Raw genomic sequence first — 18843 nt, 5'->3', positions numbered from 1 at the left:
AAACTAGAAATGAAGGAATATCTGCAGAAGTATCTGACACTGCGAAAACATAATTTTCAAGTAGCAGTTAAGAAAGCCAAAAACAGGAAGATGTGCTATTTGTTCCTTGCACCATACGCAATACTTTTCACTATGTTTTATGTATTTCCTGTAGTGGCTTCAATATATTACAGTTTCACTTATTACAACATCCTTGAACCACCAAGGTTCATCGGACTTCAGAATTACACAAGTTTGATCCTTCAGGATGATATCTTCCTGATAGGTGTCAAGAATACACTTATGATAGCTCTCATAACAGGACCACTAGGATACATATTGTCATTCGTTTTTGCATGGCTCATCAGTGAACTTCCTAGATGGATCAGAAGTATTGCGGTAGTTGTTTTCTACGCACCATCAATCGCTGGTAACTGTTATGTTATCTTCTCAGTATTCTTCAGAGGAGATGTTTACGGTTATGTAAATGCGTTCCTGTTAAGTCACGGACTCATTGATACAGCCAAGCTTTGGCTCATTGATCCAAAGTACATGCTTCCAATCTGTATGCTGGTTATCCTCTGGATGAGCTTGGGAACAGGATTCCTTTCATTCGTAGCTGGTCTTCAGGGTATAGATAGGGCTCAGTACGAAGCGGGATACATGGATGGTGTCAAGAACAGATGGCAGGAGCTTTGGTATATCACACTTCCAAACATGAAGCCAATGCTTATGTTCGGAGCGATCATGGCCATCACATCATCATTTGGTGTATGTGAAGTAACAATGGCACTTTGTGGATATCCTAGTACAAACTATGCAGCACGAACAATCGTAACACACCTTTATGACTACGGTTTTGACAGATTTGAGATGGGTTATGCCTGCGCTATAGCAACAGTATTGTTCTTGATGATGATTCTTTGTAATAAAGCAATTCAGAGCTTGTTAAGGAGAGTTGGAACTTGATATGAGTAAGCTAATTAAGAAAAGAAAACCTAATAGATCCATCGGAGGAGATATAGCACTTTACATCTTCCTTATACTGGTTGCGATGGTCATGGTATTCCCAATCGTATATGCAGTCAGCAGTGCTATGAAGCCACTTGATGAGTTGTTTAAATTCCCACCAAGGATCTTCCCACAGCATCCAACATTTGATAACTTCTCAGATTTGTTTGTAACAATGGGAAAGAGCGGGGTAGTAACATTCTCAAGATATCTTTTCAACACTGTATTTATCACATTCGTTGGTACAGCAGGACATCTTATCATCGCATCAATGGGTGCCTTCGTACTTGCCAAGTATGAATTCCCAGGTGGAAAGACATTCTTCAAGATTGTCACAGTATCCATGATGTTCACAGGTATGGTAACACAGATTCCTAACTACCTTATCATCAATAAGCTTGGATGGATCGACACATACTGGGCAATAATCGTTCCTGCTTTTGCAGCACCAATGGGATTCTTCCTTATGAAGCAGTTCATGGAAGGACTTCCAACATCACTTATTGAAGCAGCCAAGATCGACGGAGCCAATGAGTGGACGGTATTTTCAAGGATCGTTATGCCAAACGTAAAACCTGCATGGATGACACTTATCATCTTCTCAGTACAGGGACTTTGGAATAACAGAGCGTCAACATTTATTTATTCAGAAGAACGTAAGACTCTTGTATATGCCCTTCAGCAGATCCAGGCTGGTGGAATTGCAAGAACAGGACAGGGAGCTGCAGTACTTGTAGTAGTAATGATCGTTCCAATTCTTATCTTCGTATTCTCAGAAAGCCAGATCTTAGAGACAATGGCTAGCTCAGGACTTAAAGACTAATGTGAAAGGTTGAAGCAGTTATGCATAAGAAAAATTTCATTATAAAAACTGGAATAGCGTTAATTGTAGCTGCGACAGTGCTTCTTCAGCCGGTCACAGCACAGGCCAAAAGTGATGGAGAGTATGGATATACTTACAATTACGACTGGTGGGGCGATGTTCAGGAAAGTCCGGACCTTTATACAGTTTGTAAGGTATTTACATCTTCAGAACTTGGACTTGATCTAAAGCTTAAAAATCCTCAGGGACTTTTCGTATATGGCACAAGCATTTACGTGTGCGACAGCGGTAACAACAGGATCATAGAGCTTGATAGAAAATCTCCTGAAAAACTGGAAGTAAAAAGGATCATTGATTCTTTTTCTGGAGGAACAGGAACAAACACATTAAATAACCCTACTGATGTAGCTGTTTCAGAAAAAGGAAACATCTTCATCGCAGATCAGGGAAATGCAAGAGTATTAAAGCTTGATAAAGACTTAAATTACATCATGGAATTTACAAAGCCTGATGATAGCACCCTTGATCCAGCACTTGTATTCCAGCCAAACAAGCTTGCAATCGATACAGCAGAACGTGTTTACTGCATAGCAATTGGAATTAACAAAGGTCTCGTGAAGTATGAAAACGATGGAACCTTTTCAGGATTCGTAGGTGCTACAAAGGTAACCTTCAAGTTTGCTGATTACATTTGGAAGAAGCTTGCTTCTCAGGAACAGAGAGCCAAGATGGAATCCTTCGTTCCAACAGAGTACGAGAACATCTACATGGACTATGAAGGTTTCATATATGCAACAGCAGCCATCAGAACAAACGAAGATAACAAGGTTGACGGCGATGCAGTTAGAAAGTTAAATCTCCTTGGTTCAGACATTCTCGTAAGAAATGGTGACTGGAAGATCATCGGTGATCTTTACTTTGGATCAGGAGGTGGTTATGAAGGCCCATCAATCTTTACAGATGTAACCTGTATGGACAACGACATTTATGTCTGCCTCGACAGAAACAGAGGAAGACTTTTTGGATATGATGATCAGGGCAGAATGGTATTCGCCTTTGGTGGAAACGGAAACATGGACGGATACTTCAGAAGACCATCAGCCATCGAGCACTACGGACATGAGCTCTATGTACTTGATAGCCTTGATTGCTCCATAACAGCTTTTGTACCAACAGAGTTTGGTAACACAGTCTACAACGCTATCGAAGATTTCGACAAAGGTAATTACGAGAAATCTGGAGAAGAGTGGCAGAAGGTTATGGATCAGAATGGCAACTACGATCTTGCTTACATCGGTCTTGGAAGAGCACTTCTAAGACAGGAAAGATACAAAGAAGCCATGAACTACTTTGAACTTAAGTATGACGCCGAGAACTACTCAAAAGCTTACAAGCAGTATCGTAAGCAGTGGGTTGAAGAACACATCGGCTGGATAGTACTTGTGGTAGTCTTGTTATTCCTCATTCCTCTTGGAAGAGGCAGAATCAAGAGTATCAAACATGAGATAGATACAGCAGACATTTTTATAACAGGTAAAGACAGGTGAGGGTATGATAGCAAAACCAAAAGAGAATATGACTCCAAAAGAAAAATATATTGATTCGCTGAAGTTTGCTCTTTACTGCATGACTCATCCCCTCGATGGTTTCTGGGATCTGACTCATGAAAAAAGAGGAACTTATGCAGCGGCAAATACTATACTTGCTGCAGCGCTTGTTCTTAGAATCATGAAGCTCAAATACACAAGCTTTTTGTTTATGCAAGTTTATTGGGAAGACCTTAACATCTTCCTGTATCTTGCCAGCGTCATTTTCCCGCTTTCCCTTTGGGTAGTTGGCAATTGGGCTCTGACGACACTCTTTGACGGAAAAGGAAAACTGGGACAGGTATATATGGCAACCTGCTATGCATTTACGCCATATGTACTCATTCAGTTCCCGCTGATGATATTCAGTAATTTCGTAACTGTTCAGGAAGGTCAGTTCTACTCAGTAGTCAGTGCACTTTCCTTGGTTTACGCAGCCCTACTTGTAATAGCTGCCATGGGGCAGATTCACGAATACTCCGCTGGAAAGAACATTCTTTTTACTGTTGCAACACTGTTTGCAATGCTGGTAATGATCTTCATCCTTATGATCTTCTTTAGTATGATCTCACAGGGTGTAGCGTACTTCATTTCACTGGCAAAAGAATTGATGTTCCGAATGTAGGAATGGCAAGAGGTGACGAACTTGAAAAAAGAGTTAAAGCAAAAACTAATAAAAGGGTTAATAAAACTCATCCCTTCATTGATCATATTTCTGATAATCGTTGGAGCCATCTTTTACGTAGTTAATACCAAGGCTCCTGAAGAGTCAAAAGAAGCTATTCCTCCATACGCTTATGGTGGTGGCGAAGACACGATTACCATCGATAACGGACAGCTTAAGTTATCCATGGATCCAAAGACAACTGAATTTAGTATTGAGGTAAAGGACAGCGGCAAGGTGTGGTACTCAAATCCACTTGATGCGGCAGAAGATGAGAAGGCACTTGATGATCAGAAAGCATATCTTCAGTCACCACTTATCATGTCTTACTCGATCACACAGGGACTTGAGACAACTTACAACTCATATGCCTTCAGTGCTCAGAATGGTATCTACGAGATCGTTCCAGGAGACAATGAGATCAGAGTTAATTATTCACTTGGAAGTGTACAAAAAGAATTCATCATTCCTCCAGTAAGTACTGCAGAAGAGTTTGAGGGTTACCTCTCACAGATGGATAAAAAAGATGCTGATCTTATTAAACAGTACTACAAAAAGTACGACATCAATAAGCTCACACCAAAGGATAACAAGGAAGAGCTCCTTGCAAACTATCCTATCATCGAGACAGAAGTTATCTACGTACTCAGAACTGCTACCAAAGAGAATGTAAGAAAGACTCTCCAGGATAAGTTCGAGGCAGTTGGATATACATATGATAATTACCTTGCAGATAAAGAGCTGGATCAGTCATCAAACACATCAGATAATGCAATTTTCAATGTAAGCGTTGTCTACAAGCTCGAGGGAAAAGACCTGGTGGTAGAAGTTCCATTCAGCGATCTTGATTTTGATCCTGAGACACCAATCTATACAATCACTCCTCTTCCATATTTTGGAGCAGGCGGACCAAATGATAACGGCTTCATGCTGGTACCTGAAGGTGGCGGAGCACTTATCAATTTCAACAACGGCAAGACATCACAGAGTAGTTACTACACCAACGTATATGGTTGGGATATGTGCCTTAGCAGAGATGCAGTAGTACACAACACAAGAGCTTACTATGGAGTGTATGGCGTTTCTGAAGGAAATGATTCCTTTATCTGTATCCTTGAAGACGGCAGAAGCTACGCATCAATCCAGGCTGATGTTGCAGGCAAGAACCACAGTTACAACTTTGTTAATGCCAAGTACAGCATCTGCCAGAGAGAAAAATTCGATGTAGGTGATATCGCTAACTCAGATATTTACGAATACGCAACTAAGCTTCCAGATGAGACCTTGAGACAGAGATACACCTTTGTAAACTCAGGAAGCTACGTAGATATGGCAAAGGTCTATAGCACATATCTTCAGAATGAATACGCAGGCTATCTTGATCTTGTAGATGACACATCAGCTCCAGTAGCCATTGAGATCGTAGGTGCTATTGATAAGGTTAAACAGGTTCTTGGAGTTCCGGTTTCAAGACCACTTAAGCTCACAAGCTACAAAGATGCAGATGCCATCATCACTGATCTTGGAAATAACGGCGTATCAAATATGCAGGTTAAGCTTTCCGGATGGTGTAACGGCGGTGTCAAGCAGAAGGTACTTGCAAGGACCAAGACAGTTGGTGCCCTTGGAAGCAAAAAAGACCTTAAGAACTTTGTAAATAATGCAGAAGCAAATGGAAATACAGTTTACTTAAATGGTATTACCCAGTACGCATACGACAGTAACCTCTTTAATGGATTCTTCTCCTATAGAGATGCTGCCAAGTTCATCAGTAAGGAAAGAGCTGAGCTTCACGCATACAGCCATGTAACTTACGCAGAAAGAGATTCAGAGGACCTTCACTATCTCCTTCATACAGAACTTGCAAACAAGTACGCAGACAAGCTTGTAAATACTTCTAAGAAGTACAACGCTGGAGCATCCTTCCAGGATCTTGGAATGGATCTTTCATCAGACTTCTATAGAAAGAAGACTTACAGCAGAGAACAAGTACTGGGGCTCCAGGTAGAACAGCTTAAGAGCTACAACGAAGCAGGCACACCAGTAATGATCAACATGGGTAATGATTATGCGATTCCATTCGCATCAATGGTTACAAACATGGATCTTAGAGGAAGCGAATATACGATCCTTGATGAGTGTGTTCCTTTCTTCCAGCTTGCTGTTCACGGAAGAGTAGATTACACAGGTGAGCCTATAAACATCTGTGGAAATGCAGAAGATGAAGTTTTATATTCTGCTGAATATGGCGCTGGACTTCAGTTCACATTCATGGAAGAAGATTCCTTCGCAACACAGAAGACTTTATACACAGAGTATTACGGATCATCCTACGATGCTTGGAAAGATCGCATGCTAGAGATCTACACAAGATACAACAATGAACTTGGACATACATTCAATCAGGAAATGACAGGTCATGAGAATTTAACTGCTGATGTTTCCTGCACAGAATATGCAGATGGTACTAAGGTTTACGTTAACTACGGCTACAGTGATTACACAGAAGGCGCAGTTAAAGTACCAGCAAGAGATTATGTAGTTACAAGGTGAGAGGGGAGTTTGTTATGAGTAAGCAAAAAAACAAATTGGCTGGGCTTCAAAAACGCAAAGCCATATCAGGATATCTTTTCATATCACCTTTCATAGTTGGCTTCTTGGCCTTCATGGTCAAACCACTTTTTGAATCCTGTTACATGAGCTTTTGCAACGTGAATCTGGCGGCAGGAACTGTTACCAAGACCTTTAGCGGTTTAACGAATTATGTATTCGCCTTCAGGGTTGATCCTGAATTTAACAGACTCTTGTGGGAAGAACTCTCACGTATGATGGTTTATTCACTGGCTATCATTGTATTTAGTTTTTTCGTGGCTTTGATCCTCAATCAAAAGTTCCATGGAAGAGCATTGGTAAGAGCGATATTCTTCCTTCCGGTAATCCTTTCATCAGGTGTTATCGTAGGACTTGAGTCCAACAACGAACTTATGTCATCACTGGCACAGACAATTGAGCAGTCCACATCTGGAATCAGCATTACAGCAGCTTTGGAGACTATCCTTAGAACTGCAGGCGTAGGAGTAAGAGCTTATGAAAAGGTATTTGAAGTTATCAACAATATCTACGACGTAGCTCTTTCATCAGGAATCCAGATTATCATCTTCCTCTCAGGACTTCAGACAATATCTTCAAGCATGTATGAAGCAGCTGATATCGAGGGATGTACCAAGTGGGAGAGCCTTTGGAAGATCACCTTCCCAATGATCAGTTCTCTGTTCCTTGTTAACTGGATCTACACAGTAGTTGATTTCTGTATGAGATCGGATAACGGGGTTATTGAAAAAATACAGAAGGTAATGATTGACCAGCAGCAGTACGGCAATGCATCAGCAATGTCATGGGTATACTTCTTACTTGTACTTGCATTCGTTGGAATAACATCATTCTTTATCTCAAAGAGGGTTTATTACTATGACTAATACAGAGAATAATTCAAGATATGACAAATTAGGATTTTGGGAAAGAAATAAGCTTTCAGGTGGATATCTTTTACAGAAAAAGATATCTGAGAGAGTCATAAGCATTATCAGATTCATCCTTTTGTTTGGTATGTGCTTCATGATCCTTCAGCCAATCCTTAACAAGATTTCTGTAAGCTTCATGACAGAAAAAGATCTGTATAATCCGATAGTTATTTCTATTCCTGAGCATTTTACCACAGGAAACTACAGACTTGCAGCAGAGCTTATGAACTATAGACAGGCAGTAGTTAATTCACTACTGATCTCTCTTACGATCGCAGCTCTTCAGATTGCAGTCTGCACACTGGTTGGATATGGATTTGCCAGATTTGAATTTCCATTCAAGAAATTCTGGTTCGCCATGGTAATACTTGTAATCTTGATTCCGCCACAGACTATTGCAAGTTCACTTCATTTGCACTTTAGATTTTTTGATATATTGGGATTATGTCAATTAATTACCGGCAATACAATTAATCTCAGAGGGTCAAAGTTACCTTATTATCTCATGAGTGCAGGATGTATGGGACTTAAGAACGGTCTGTACATATACATGATCCGTCAGTATTTCAGAAATATTCCTGGCGATCTTGAAGAAGCAGCGTATGTTGATGGCTGCGGAATGCTTAAGACCTTTGTAAGAATCATGCTTCCACAGGCAAAGCCAATCATCACTTCATGTTTCCTTTTTGCTTTTGTATGGCAGTGGACAGACGGATTTTATTCAAAAATGTTCCTTGGAAATACCAAGCTTGTAAGTACTGGTCTTGCAAGAATCGTAGATAGCCTTGGTGCTTATATCCAGAGAATAAACGGCGTTAAGACAACAATTTCTGTTGCTTACTCAAACTGTATTCTTGCAACAGGAACACTTATGATCATCGTACCACTTATTATTCTCTATCTCTTTGCACAGAGATCATTTGTTGAGAGTATCAGTAGTACAGGTATCAAAATGTAATGGTAGCTACCGGATATTTAAAATATCTGGACTAATATTTTCCCAATGGGGTAAGGAGGATTTAGAGTATGAGAAAGTCTCTAACAACCAAAGCAACAGCCGTTATCACAATGGCAGCTATGCTTACAAGTATGGCAGCCTGCGGCGCAAACGAGTCTGCACCAGCAGACAACACTCAGCCAGAGAGCTCTGCTGATGCATCAGCAGAAACAGCTGCAGCAGAAGCTTCTGAGGAAGCAGCTCCATCTGACGAGTACGATCCATATCAGGTTATCACAGATGACGCTGGTAACCCAATTGACCTTGGTGGTATGGATATCATTATCCGTGACTGGTGGTCAGGTGATGAAGCTGAGCCACAGAACGATTATGAGGAAGCTCTCAAGGATTACAGAGATTGGATCCAGGAAACTTACAACTTCACAATCAAGTCACAGGCTATTTCTGACTGGGGTTCAACACCACAGGATTTCGTTGACTACGTTACAACAGGTGGCGACGATGTAAACTACCTCTTTGTTCTTCGTGATGACCCAGCTATCACATCAGCTATGGCAAATGGTCTTCTCTATGATCTTTCAACACTTGATTGCCTTGACTTCAATGACATCAAGTTCCAGAGAAACCTTCTTCACGAGCAGTATTCAAAGGGAGATAGCATCTATGCTATGTTCGCTGGATATTCAGAGGCTCGTACAGGAGTTTACTTCAACAAGAGACTTCTTACAGAAGCTGGAATCGATCCTGAATCAATTTATGATATGCAGGCTGATGGCTCTTGGACATGGGATAAGTTTGATGAGCTTATGTCAAAGGTTCAGCAGGATAAGGATAACGACGGTACTGTAGATGTTTGGGGTCTTACACTTAACGAAGGTGTTATGACAACAGAAGCTGTATTCTCAAACGGCGGATCTTTCATCGATAAGGATGCAAGCGGAAAGTATGTATACAACCTTGAGTCTCCTGAGACACTTGAAGCTCTTGAGTGGACAGTAGATATGTACAAGAAGTATGACATGCCAGATCCAGAGGGCGCTGAGTGGGATTACTACAAGGAAGCATTCATCAACGGTATGGCAGCATTCATGGTAGAAGATGAGTATGCTGGCGCACCTGGTAACTTCCTTGAGGATATGCAGGATGAAGTTGGATTCGTTATGTTCCCTAAGGGACCTAAGATGAACGACTACATCAACGTTTGGACAAACAACCCAGTTGCAATCCCTGGCTGCTATGATGCTGACAGAGCTTGGAAGCTTGCATTTGCTTGGAACCTTTACACAAATCCACCAGCAGCAGAGTACTATGATTACAACGGATACCTTTCAACAGCTAGAAATGGTAAGTTCGATGAGAGAGCTGTAGACGAGACAATCACAATGATGACAGAAAAGGGAACAATTGCTTACCACGGCATGATCCCTAACTTAAGCCTTGGCTCAGACTTCGTATGGAACATCACAGCTGACTGCGTAGTATCAGAGCAGGTTGAAGCAATCCGTGACACATGGAAAGCTTACGTAGATGAAGCAAACGCTCAGTAATTAGGGCTTTAAAGGTTTACAAAAAGGGCGGCTATCACAGCCGCCCTTATTTTATAGGGGTGAGTATGAATACTATATTACGTGAGGGGCCAAAAGCACCAAAGGATCCTGTAAAGAAAAGACCATTTTTCTTTATCATGCAGGAAAAAGAAATATTTGCTGCACCACAACCTGACGGCAAGGGAATCCAGTTCCTTTTTATGGACATGGGAAGACTTGTGGATGCTGCTAAACTATCTGGGAATATCGGCGATGATTATATGCTTGAGCTCTTAAGATCTGCAGAGGGCTTTAAGACAATGGTACATTCAATCGGGGTAAGTGTATCAGGAAGAAATACTTCAGAGACAGTCAAGTTCGTAATGGAGATGTATCCAGTTAAGGCAGGTCAGAAGGCAACTAAGATTGAAAAAGATGTTCTGATGAATGGAATGGAAGAAGTCATCAGACTTGATGATATAAATTGGGAAACAACAGATAAGGAAGTAGGGCAGATCAGATTTGAATTTGCACAGCCTGGAGTTCAGGCAACTACTGATATCAGATTATATTTAAATAAAGGCTTTATAGCACCTGTTCAGCCAATAGAAAGAACTGTAGATTTTCATTCGACGGCCTATCGTCAGATGATACAAAAAAGCCTTTTTGATATGGGGAATACCAGCCGTCTTGAAAAAGTGCTTGGCAAAGCGGGAAGCGGCGAAGATGTAACTATTGCTTTTATTGGCGGATCCATAACCCAGGGGGCAGGTGCAATACCTATCAATGAAAAGTGCTATGCAAGAGTGTTTGCTGATAGCTTTCAGGAAAAATATGCTAAGGGCGGAAATGTAAAACTTATAAAAGCAGGCGTTGGCGGTACACCGTCTGAACTTGGCATGGTGAGATTTGAAAGAGATATCCTGAGAAATGGCTCGCAAAAGCCGGATCTTATAGTAATAGAGTTTGCAGTTAATGACGGAGATGATGAGACACAGGGTGTATGTTATGAGAGTCTTGTAAGGAAAGCTCTTGCTCTTCCGTGGAAACCTGCAGTAGTACTCCTTTTTGCAGTGTTCTCCTTTGACTGGAATCTTCAGGATAGATTATCACCTGTAGGCTACAGATATTCTGTACCTATGGTGAGTATCATGGATGCAGTAACGCCGCAGTTTCCACTTCTTCCTGATGACGGAAGAGTTATCTCCAAGAATCAGTTCTTTTACGATGTGTACCATCCAAGTAATCTGGGACATCAGATCATGGCAGATTGTCTCATAGAACTCATTGATAAGGTAAATGAGACACATCAGGAAAATGATCCGGAACCAGAGAGCTTTCCTGAACCAGCCATTGGAGCTGATTTTGAAAAGGTTGAGCTTTTGGATAAAGCGGAATTTGACAAGCTAAAGGAAAAATATAAGATAACTAGCTTTGGCTGCGGCTCTTTTAACGAGACAGACAAAGACCTTCAGTTTGTGGAGATGGACAGTGAGATAGAACAGACTCCGGAGTTTAAGTATAACTGGCATCATTCTGGTAAAGATGGCACAGAAAAGGCATTTACAATTGCTCTGACTTGTAGCAAACTAGTAATAATATTTAAGGATTCGGGTAATTCATCCTATGGCAAGGCTGACGTTTATGTGGACGGAAATCTGGTCAAGACACTTGATCCACTTGTGGTAGGATGGACACACTGTAATCCGGTGATACTGTTCAATGATAAGCGCACCAGGAAGCACAAGGTAGAAGTTAAGATGCAGGATGCGTCCAAGAAGTTTACGATCCTTGGCTTTGGAGTCGTGGGGTAATGTTTAGTAGGAGTTATTTATGAGAGAATCAAAATTAAAAGAAATACTTAAAAAGCTTACTCTTGATGAGAAGCTTTCTATGATCCACGGAGCAGGATTCTTCCGCACTGCTGGAGTTGAGAGGCTTGGTATTCCTGAGCTCATTTCTTCTGATGGACCTATGGGAGTCAGAGGAGAATTTGCCAATGACAAGTGGATATCTGTAGGACACGGCGAAGATAATGTTACTTATTTTCCATGTAACAGCGCTCTAGCCAGCACATTTAACAGAGCCCTTGCAACTGATGAAGGTAGTGCTCTTGGTGAAGAGGCAAGAGGCAGAGGCAAAGATGTGATCCTTGCACCAGGTATCAACTTAAAGAGAAGTCCTCTCTGCGGAAGAAACTTTGAGTATTTCAGTGAGGATGGATTCCTTACAGCAGAGCTTGCAATTCCCTTTGTAAAGGGCGTTCAGAGACATGACGTTGCAGCCTGCGTCAAGCATTTTGCCATCAACCATCAGGAAACATCAAGACTTTCAGTTGATGCTGATATTGATGAAGATGTACTTAGAGAGAATTATCTCAAGGTGTTTGAGAGAGTTTTATTAGAGTCAGGCGCACATTCAGTAATGGGAGCTTACAACAAGCTTTATGGTGATTTCTGCTGTGAGAGTGAGTTCCTCTTAAAGAAGGTATTAAGAGATGAATGGAAGTATGACGGTTTGGTAATATCCGATTGGGGTGGAGTTCATAATTCCATAGAAGCAGCGCTTGGCGGCTGTGATATCGAAATGTCCGTGACTGATGACTTTGACGAGTACTGTTTTGCAAATCCTTTGAAAAAACTTATCAAAGCCGGAGAAGTAGATGAGAAAGTAATTGATGAGAAGGTACTTAGAATCCTCAAAGTCATGAACAAACTTCATATGCTTGATGGAAAGAGAAAGCAGGGAGCTTACAACACTGTTGCTCACCAGAGAACTGCTTACAGAGTAGCTGCGGAGTCAATAGTTCTTTTGAAAAATGAAAAAGAAGTACTTCCTCTTGATCCTGCTAAGCTAAAGAGAGTGTTAGTTGTTGGTGATAACGCCGTAAGACAGCATTCACTTGGCGGCGGAAGCGCAGAGATCAAGGCATTTTACGAGGTGGCTCCACTTCTTGGACTCAAGGAGAGACTTGGCGGCAATACCAAGGTTGACTTCCTCATGGGATACGACGCAGAGATCGCACCGGAGAGTCAGGAGATCAACTGGCAGCAGGCAAGCCTTGAGGAGAGGAAAAAAGAGGCTAAGGTCAAGAATAAGCTAAACAAAGCGATGAGCAAAGAAGTTATGGATGCTCTTAAGAATAACAAGTATGACAGCGTTATCTTTGTGGGCGGTCTCAACCATAACTATGACTCAGAAGGCAAAGACAGAATAGATATGGAGCTTCCTTATGGACAGGATGAACTCATTGAGAAGATTCTGGAAGTTAGAAGTGATGCAGTTATAGTCCTTATTGGCGGAAGCTCAGTACAGATGAGCAAGTGGATCGACAAAGCTTCTTCAGTTATCTGGAGCTATTACAATGGCTGCGAAGGTGGAAGAGCTATTGCCGATGTTATCTTTGGCAAGATCAATCCTTCAGGAAGGCTTCCTGAGACTTTCTATCTGAAGCCTGAGGATTCATCAGCTATTTCCGTTGGAGATTTTGGAAACACTGATATGGTTCATTACAAAGAGGGATATAGAATTGGTTACAAGCATACAGATCATGCAGGTATTCCGGTTCAGTTCCCATTTGGTTATGGATTATCTTACAGCAAATTCTCTTTTACCAAAGAAAAGTACATGAAGGGTGAAAGAGAACTTAGACTTACAGTTAAGAACGAAGGTAAGAGAAGTGGCCTTGAAGTTGTCATGGTATATGGTACCAATGATAGAACAGGCGTAAGAGAGCTTATCGGATTTGAAAAGGTTAACGTTGTCAGCGGTAAAAAAGTAGATGTGGCTATAAAGGTTCCAAAGGGATACAGCGATGTCAGCACTTCTAGAACTGCTAGCAAAAAATGATTAGTTCTTAGCAATTACATGCGTGAAAAGAGATTAAGCGATGGTTATAATCTTACCTATAGAAAGGAATGGTAGGATTATGTCATCGCTTAAATTATGTCGATTGATTTCTGATGGCGCAGTTCTTCAGCGCAGGAAAAGTATACATATATGGGGATGGGACGAAGCAGGAATGCAGGTCACCATCAAGCTTGAAAACGATATTACTACAGCAATGTGTGATGCAAGTGGAAGATTTGACGCTTACCTTCCGGCAAGGGAAAGTGGCGGACCATACAAGCTGGTAGTAGTAGATGACAAGGGCGAAAAGGTCATTGTTGAGAATATCCTGGTGGGTCTTGTGTGGCTCTGCACAGGTCAGTCCAACATGGAACTTCCTCTTGCCAGGACAAAGGATCAGTATCCTGAGGTTGTGGCAAGTGATGAAAACGACAGGATCAGAACATTTAAGATCGTAGAAGAGACCTGCTATACAGGCCCTTATGAAGAGCTCAATACCGGTAGCTGGGTTTCAGTAGGCAGAGATACTATCATGAACCTTTCAGCTACAGGTTACTTTTTTGGTAAGCACCTTCAGGAGCTTACAGGTCAGCCAATAGGCCTCATCAATGCAAGCCTTGGCGGATCAAGAATCTACTCTTGGATGAGCAAAGAGATGCTTGAGGGCTATGATGATCTCCTTGAGATAGCTGGTCACTATGCCGACAGCTCTTTTGTTGAAGGACAGATCAAAAAGAATATAGAAAACGGTGATAAGTGGAGAGGTGATCTCTACAAGGCAGATAAAGGGATCTCAGAAAAGTGGCATGAGGATAAGCTTGATATTTCTGGCTGGACAGACCACAAGGTTCCAGGATTCTTCAAGGGAACTGAACTTGACGGATTTATCGGTGCGGTCTGGTTTAGAAGAGAATTTGATCTTCCCAAGGAGCTTGCAGGTAAGCAGGCACGTCTTTTCATGGGAACCATGGTTGATAGCGATATCATCTATGTGAACGGACAGAAGGTCGGGGAGACTGGCTATCAGTATCCACCACGTAAATATGACATTCCAAAGGGACTTACCAGAGAAAAGAAAAATACCATTGCCATCAGACTTACAGTTGAGACTGGCATGGGAAGATTTACAGAGAATAAGGAACTTAAGATATTTAATAAAGATGCTGCAGTATATCTTGATGGAATCTGGAAGTGCAAGATTGGTGCTACCGCTGAGGAGATTCCTGCAACAGACTTTATCAACTGGAAGCCGACAGGCCTCTACAACGCTATGACAGCACCTTGCCACAATTTCCCGATTGACGGAGTTATCTGGTATCAGGGCGAGAGCAATGTTGAGGATGGCTATGACTATGCAGACTTTACAGAGCGCATGGTAGGGGGCTATAGGAAGGCATGGAAGGAAGAAAATCTTCCATTCATTGCAGTTCAGCTTCCAAACTTTGTAATAGATCAGCTTCCAAGGACTGATGACTGGGGACAATTTAGACTTACTCAGAACAAGATCCTTGATATGCCAATGACTGGTCTTGTAGTTACGATGGGACTTGGTGAAGACAACGATCTTCATCCTGTTGTCAAAGAGCCGGTAGGTGAGAGATTAGCTCTTTGCGCAGCGCATCTAAAATATGGCTTTAATGGGGAGTATACTGGCCCTGTGGCCACAAGTGCTCTCATGGATAATGGTGAGATCACAGTTAACTTGACCCATGCAAATGGTCTTACGGTGCAGGATGCAGGCAAGGGACTTGAGTTACAGGATTTTTATGTGGTCGATATTAATGGAAAAAGAAAAAAGGCTAAGGCAAGACTTCAGGATAGTTCTGTAGTTGTAGAGAGCCCATTTTCTGAAGATAAGGCAAAGAGACTATGCTGGCTTTCAGAGAACACCTATCATGGCGGACTTATTACCAATAGCACAGGAATACCAATGTCTCCTTTTGACCTTGCCATCGAATGATCAAGAAGCTTATTTGTTATCAGCGCCAGTGCGATACAGCTTTCTGAATTCTGTTGGAGAGCAACCGTTTACATCCTTGAATACTCTGTTGAAGGTAGACAGGCTAAAGAAACCAGATCTAAGAGCAATATCCATGACAGAAAGATCTGTGTCGCCAAGGAGTTCTTTTGCCATAAGAATCCTACGTTTAGTGATATACTGATAGCATGATATTCCCATGTAGGATTTGAAAAGACGCTCAAAGTGGAACTTTGAAAAACCTGCAAGGTCAGCAAGCTTTTCAACAGTAAGGTCATCTGAGCGATGTGAATCAATATAGTTAGTAACAAGTACCAGCTTGTCGATGTTCTTGTGCTGGTAATCCTGTGCTTCGATAGGAACAGGGGCATCGCTAAGGTGCATGCTACCGATCTGAGCCAGAATAAGTGTTACAAGCGAATAAACAGAAATCTGCAGAAACTCGTCGCTTGCGCCGTAGAGTCTGTCGATTTCCCAGAAATAGTTGTGTAATCTTGCTGATTCAAGAGGATAATCCTTCTGTTTGATATGGGTATAAGAAGGAAGAGTCTTGAGGAGCGGAACAAGTGATGAAACCTGAGAGTAGCCACCAATATCAAATAAGAGGATGAGCTTCTCACCGCCAGGTGCATCAGAAAGATACTCGTGAAGAGTTCCAGGAGCGATCAGTACGATATCTCCAGGAGCAACGTTTATCATAGACTTGGTATCGTTGTGGAATTTCACTTTAAGAGAACCTGACACGCAGAGAATGAGCTCTACCTCATTGTGCCAGTGCAGTGGATATTCTGAAAGGGTGTTGTGATATAGCAGAACTCCCTTTAACGTATCATAGAAAATGTCTTCGCGGGCCTGTTCGTTAATGTTATGTATCATACAGATCACACTCCTAATAGGATACTGCGTTTAATATGTGCATTATTTTATCATAAATTTACTAAAGAGAGGTATTAAAAATGGAATCAGCAAAGTGGAGTCAGCTCTGGCTGGACTACAAAAAATGCAAGGATTCAGTAGAGAAAATTGCTATTGAAGTTCTTGGTTTTGACAGAGCTCACAGGGTTATAGATAGCGGGGTAAAAGAACTTAAGCTTGCACTTGGCAGAATATTTGGAGCAGAAGTATCAGAAGGAAATGGGGCCGCTGATCCTTTTGCTGTTAAGATCGTAAAAGACAGTGCTGTAGCCAAAGAAGGCTATGAGTTAGTTTCATCAGCTTCTGAGATCAGGATCACAGCTAGCGATGAAAACGGCGCTCTCTATGGAATATTTGCAGCTATCCGCAAGCTTTCCTGCGGCATAGCCAAGGAAGAAATCTCAGAAAAGGCGACACCATCCAATCCTCTTAGAATGATGAATCACTGGGACAACATGGATGGCAGCATAGAGAGAGGTTATTCAGGCAATTCTTTTTTCTTTGTAGATAATGAGATCGTAGTTGATGAGAGAACAGTAGACTACGCCAGATTCATGGCCAGCATCGGTATCAATGGGATCGTCATCAACAACGTAAACGTTAAGGACGCTGCAAGCTATCTTATTACCGACAGATATTTTGCCAAGGTAAAAGAGCTTTCAGAGGTATTTGCAGATTATGGCATCAGGTTATATCTGTCCCTTAACTTTGCGTCACCTATAGAGCTGGGAGGACTTGAACTTTGCGATCCTCTTGATGAGTCAGTAATAAATTGGTGGAAAGATAAGGTAAAAGAAGTATATGACAAGATTCCTTTACTTGGAGGATTCCTTGTAAAGGCAGATTCTGAGGGAAGACCAGGACCATTTACCTACGGCAGGACTCAGGCTGACGGCGCAAATATGCTGGGAGATGTCATAAAGCCATACGGTGGTATCATCATTTGGAGATGCTTTGTATATAACTGCACTCAGGACTGGAGAGATTACAAGACTGACAGAGCAAGGGCTGGATATGACTACTTCAAGAATCTTGATGGTCAGTACCACGACAACGTAATCCTTCAGATCAAAAACGGACCTATGGATTTCCAGATCAGAGAGCCTATTTCTCCACTGCTTGGAGGACTTACCAGGACTAACCAGATGCTGGAGGTTCAGATCGCTCAGGAATACACTGGTCACCAGATTGATCTGTGCTACCTCATTCCTATGTTCAAAGAGGTGCTTGATTTCAAGACATATTGCCAGAAGGACAATGATACTATCGCAGATGTTGTAAGTGGAAGAGCTTTTGGTAACAGCCTCGCCGGCATGGCAGCAGTTATCAACACAGGTAATGACTTTAACTGGACAGGTAATTATCTGGCAGCAGCTAATCTCTACGGTTTTGGTAGACTTAGCTATAACACAGAGTTATCCTCAGAAGAGATTGCAAGAGAGTGGATAAAGATGACATTTTCTCTTGAAATTGTGGATGAAGACATGTTAACTGACATGCTCCTTAGATCAAGAGAGATATATGAGAAATACACAAGTCCACTTGGTATCGGATGGATGGTAACTCCTAACGGCCACTATGGACCAAGTGTTGATGGATATGAGTATTCTAGATGGGGAACTTATCACAGGGCAGATCACCTTGGAATCGGTGTAGACAGAACTGATAAGGGAACAGGCTACGCTCAGCAGTATTACAAGGAAAATGCAGAGGTTTACAATGATCCAAAGAAGTGCCCTGACAATCTTGTATTGTTCTTCCATCATCTTCCATATACATGGAAGCTTCAGTCAGGAAAGACTGTGATCCAGCACATTTATGATACACATTTTGAGGGATATGCTGAGGCAAAAGAGATCGCGGCAAACTGGGAGAAGCTTGAAGGCAAGATTCCTTCAGAGATGTACAACAATGTACACCACAGATTTGAGATGCAGCTTGCAAATGCAAGAGAGTGGTGCGATCAGGTGAACTCTTATTTCTATAGAAAGAGCGGAATAGAAGACGAACTTCACAGAGAGATTTACTAAGCG

The 18843-nt window shown here is 41.8% G+C and carries 13 protein-coding genes; 12 read left to right on the top strand and 1 reads right to left on the bottom strand.

What is annotated here, in order from left to right:
* The first annotated feature begins 9 nt into the window (after positions 1 to 9).
* The 11 genes from BUA02_RS08825 to BUA02_RS08775 all read left to right on the top strand — a co-directional run bounded on the left by BUA02_RS08825 (position 10) and on the right by BUA02_RS08775 (position 15877).
* On the top strand, positions 10 to 948 hold the full coding sequence (locus tag BUA02_RS08825) for a carbohydrate ABC transporter permease (protein ID WP_071175018.1): 939 nt from the start codon (positions 10 to 12) through the stop codon (positions 946 to 948).
* A 1-nt stretch (position 949) separates the two neighbouring features.
* Entirely contained in the window at positions 950 to 1813 is an 864-nt protein-coding gene (locus tag BUA02_RS08820; RefSeq protein ID WP_071175019.1) for a carbohydrate ABC transporter permease, read from the top strand.
* 20 nt (positions 1814 to 1833) lie between these two features.
* A complete protein-coding gene (locus BUA02_RS08815; protein ID WP_072702983.1) occupies positions 1834 to 3360 on the top strand; it encodes a hypothetical protein in 1527 nt (508 codons plus the stop codon).
* A gap of 4 nt (positions 3361 to 3364) precedes the next feature.
* Positions 3365 to 4024, top strand: a complete 660-nt coding sequence (locus BUA02_RS08810; RefSeq protein WP_071175021.1) for a Yip1 family protein — start codon at positions 3365 to 3367, stop codon at positions 4022 to 4024.
* A gap of 21 nt (positions 4025 to 4045) precedes the next feature.
* Entirely contained in the window at positions 4046 to 6616 is a 2571-nt protein-coding gene (locus BUA02_RS08805; protein WP_072702980.1) for a DUF5696 domain-containing protein, read from the top strand.
* 14 nt (positions 6617 to 6630) lie between these two features.
* A complete protein-coding gene (locus BUA02_RS08800; protein WP_072702976.1) occupies positions 6631 to 7539 on the top strand; it encodes a carbohydrate ABC transporter permease in 909 nt (302 codons plus the stop codon).
* Positions 7532 to 8542 (top strand): carbohydrate ABC transporter permease, encoded by a 1011-nt coding sequence (locus tag BUA02_RS08795; RefSeq protein ID WP_072702973.1) that lies wholly within the window; start codon positions 7532 to 7534, stop codon positions 8540 to 8542. Before BUA02_RS08800 ends, BUA02_RS08795 begins: the two co-directional genes overlap by 8 nt.
* Before the next feature lie 68 nt (positions 8543 to 8610).
* Positions 8611 to 10089, top strand: coding sequence for an ABC transporter substrate-binding protein (locus BUA02_RS08790; RefSeq protein WP_072702970.1), 1479 nt, complete (start codon positions 8611 to 8613; stop codon positions 10087 to 10089).
* 65 nt (positions 10090 to 10154) lie between these two features.
* Positions 10155 to 11882: an SGNH/GDSL hydrolase family protein gene (locus tag BUA02_RS08785; RefSeq protein ID WP_072702968.1), complete on the top strand. Its 1728-nt coding sequence runs from the start codon at positions 10155 to 10157 to the stop codon at positions 11880 to 11882.
* Positions 11883 to 11901: 19 nt separating this feature from the next.
* Positions 11902 to 13917 carry a glycoside hydrolase family 3 protein gene (locus BUA02_RS08780; RefSeq protein ID WP_072702965.1) on the top strand — a complete coding sequence of 672 codons (2016 nt, stop codon included), beginning with the start codon at positions 11902 to 11904 and terminating at the stop codon, positions 13915 to 13917.
* 40 nt (positions 13918 to 13957) lie between these two features.
* Positions 13958 to 15877 carry a sialate O-acetylesterase gene (locus BUA02_RS08775; RefSeq protein WP_083572708.1) on the top strand — a complete coding sequence of 640 codons (1920 nt, stop codon included), beginning with the start codon at positions 13958 to 13960 and terminating at the stop codon, positions 15875 to 15877.
* Positions 15878 to 15886: 9 nt separating this feature from the next.
* On the opposite strand, the gene BUA02_RS08770 is transcribed toward BUA02_RS08775, so the two are convergent.
* A complete protein-coding gene (locus BUA02_RS08770; RefSeq protein WP_072702962.1) occupies positions 15887 to 16771 on the bottom strand; it encodes an AraC family transcriptional regulator in 885 nt (294 codons plus the stop codon).
* Positions 16772 to 16851: 80 nt separating this feature from the next.
* Between BUA02_RS08770 and BUA02_RS08765 the strand changes: the two genes are divergently transcribed.
* On the top strand, positions 16852 to 18840 hold the full coding sequence (locus BUA02_RS08765; RefSeq protein ID WP_072702959.1) for an alpha-glucuronidase: 1989 nt from the start codon (positions 16852 to 16854) through the stop codon (positions 18838 to 18840).
* Positions 18841 to 18843: the final 3 nt, after the last annotated feature.

This window comes from Butyrivibrio hungatei DSM 14810 (assembly GCF_900143205.1).
In the GTDB taxonomy this organism is placed as follows: Bacteria; Bacillota; Clostridia; order Lachnospirales; family Lachnospiraceae; genus Butyrivibrio; species Butyrivibrio hungatei.
Note: the sequence above shows the minus strand (reverse complement) of the source record. Positions and strands in the feature narration are given on the sequence as shown.

Excerpts from the sequence above, each read along its gene's own strand:
- BUA02_RS08825 (WP_071175018.1), top strand. The coding sequence starts at position 10 with ATGAAGGAATATCTGCAGAAGTATCTGACACTGCGAAAACATAATTTT.
- BUA02_RS08820 (WP_071175019.1), top strand. The coding sequence starts at position 950 with ATGAGTAAGCTAATTAAGAAAAGAAAACCTAATAGATCCATCGGAGGA.
- BUA02_RS08815 (WP_072702983.1), top strand. The coding sequence starts at position 1,834 with ATGCATAAGAAAAATTTCATTATAAAAACTGGAATAGCGTTAATTGTA.
- BUA02_RS08810 (WP_071175021.1), top strand. The coding sequence starts at position 3,365 with ATGATAGCAAAACCAAAAGAGAATATGACTCCAAAAGAAAAATATATT.
- BUA02_RS08800 (WP_072702976.1), top strand. The coding sequence starts at position 6,631 with ATGAGTAAGCAAAAAAACAAATTGGCTGGGCTTCAAAAACGCAAAGCC.
- BUA02_RS08795 (WP_072702973.1), top strand. The coding sequence starts at position 7,532 with ATGACTAATACAGAGAATAATTCAAGATATGACAAATTAGGATTTTGG.
- BUA02_RS08790 (WP_072702970.1), top strand. The coding sequence starts at position 8,611 with ATGAGAAAGTCTCTAACAACCAAAGCAACAGCCGTTATCACAATGGCA.
- BUA02_RS08785 (WP_072702968.1), top strand. The coding sequence starts at position 10,155 with ATGAATACTATATTACGTGAGGGGCCAAAAGCACCAAAGGATCCTGTA.
- BUA02_RS08780 (WP_072702965.1), top strand. The coding sequence starts at position 11,902 with ATGAGAGAATCAAAATTAAAAGAAATACTTAAAAAGCTTACTCTTGAT.
- BUA02_RS08775 (WP_083572708.1), top strand. The coding sequence starts at position 13,958 with ATGGTTATAATCTTACCTATAGAAAGGAATGGTAGGATTATGTCATCG.
- BUA02_RS08770 (WP_072702962.1), bottom strand. The coding sequence starts at position 16,771 with ATGATACATAACATTAACGAACAGGCCCGCGAAGACATTTTCTATGAT.
- BUA02_RS08765 (WP_072702959.1), top strand. The coding sequence starts at position 16,852 with ATGGAATCAGCAAAGTGGAGTCAGCTCTGGCTGGACTACAAAAAATGC.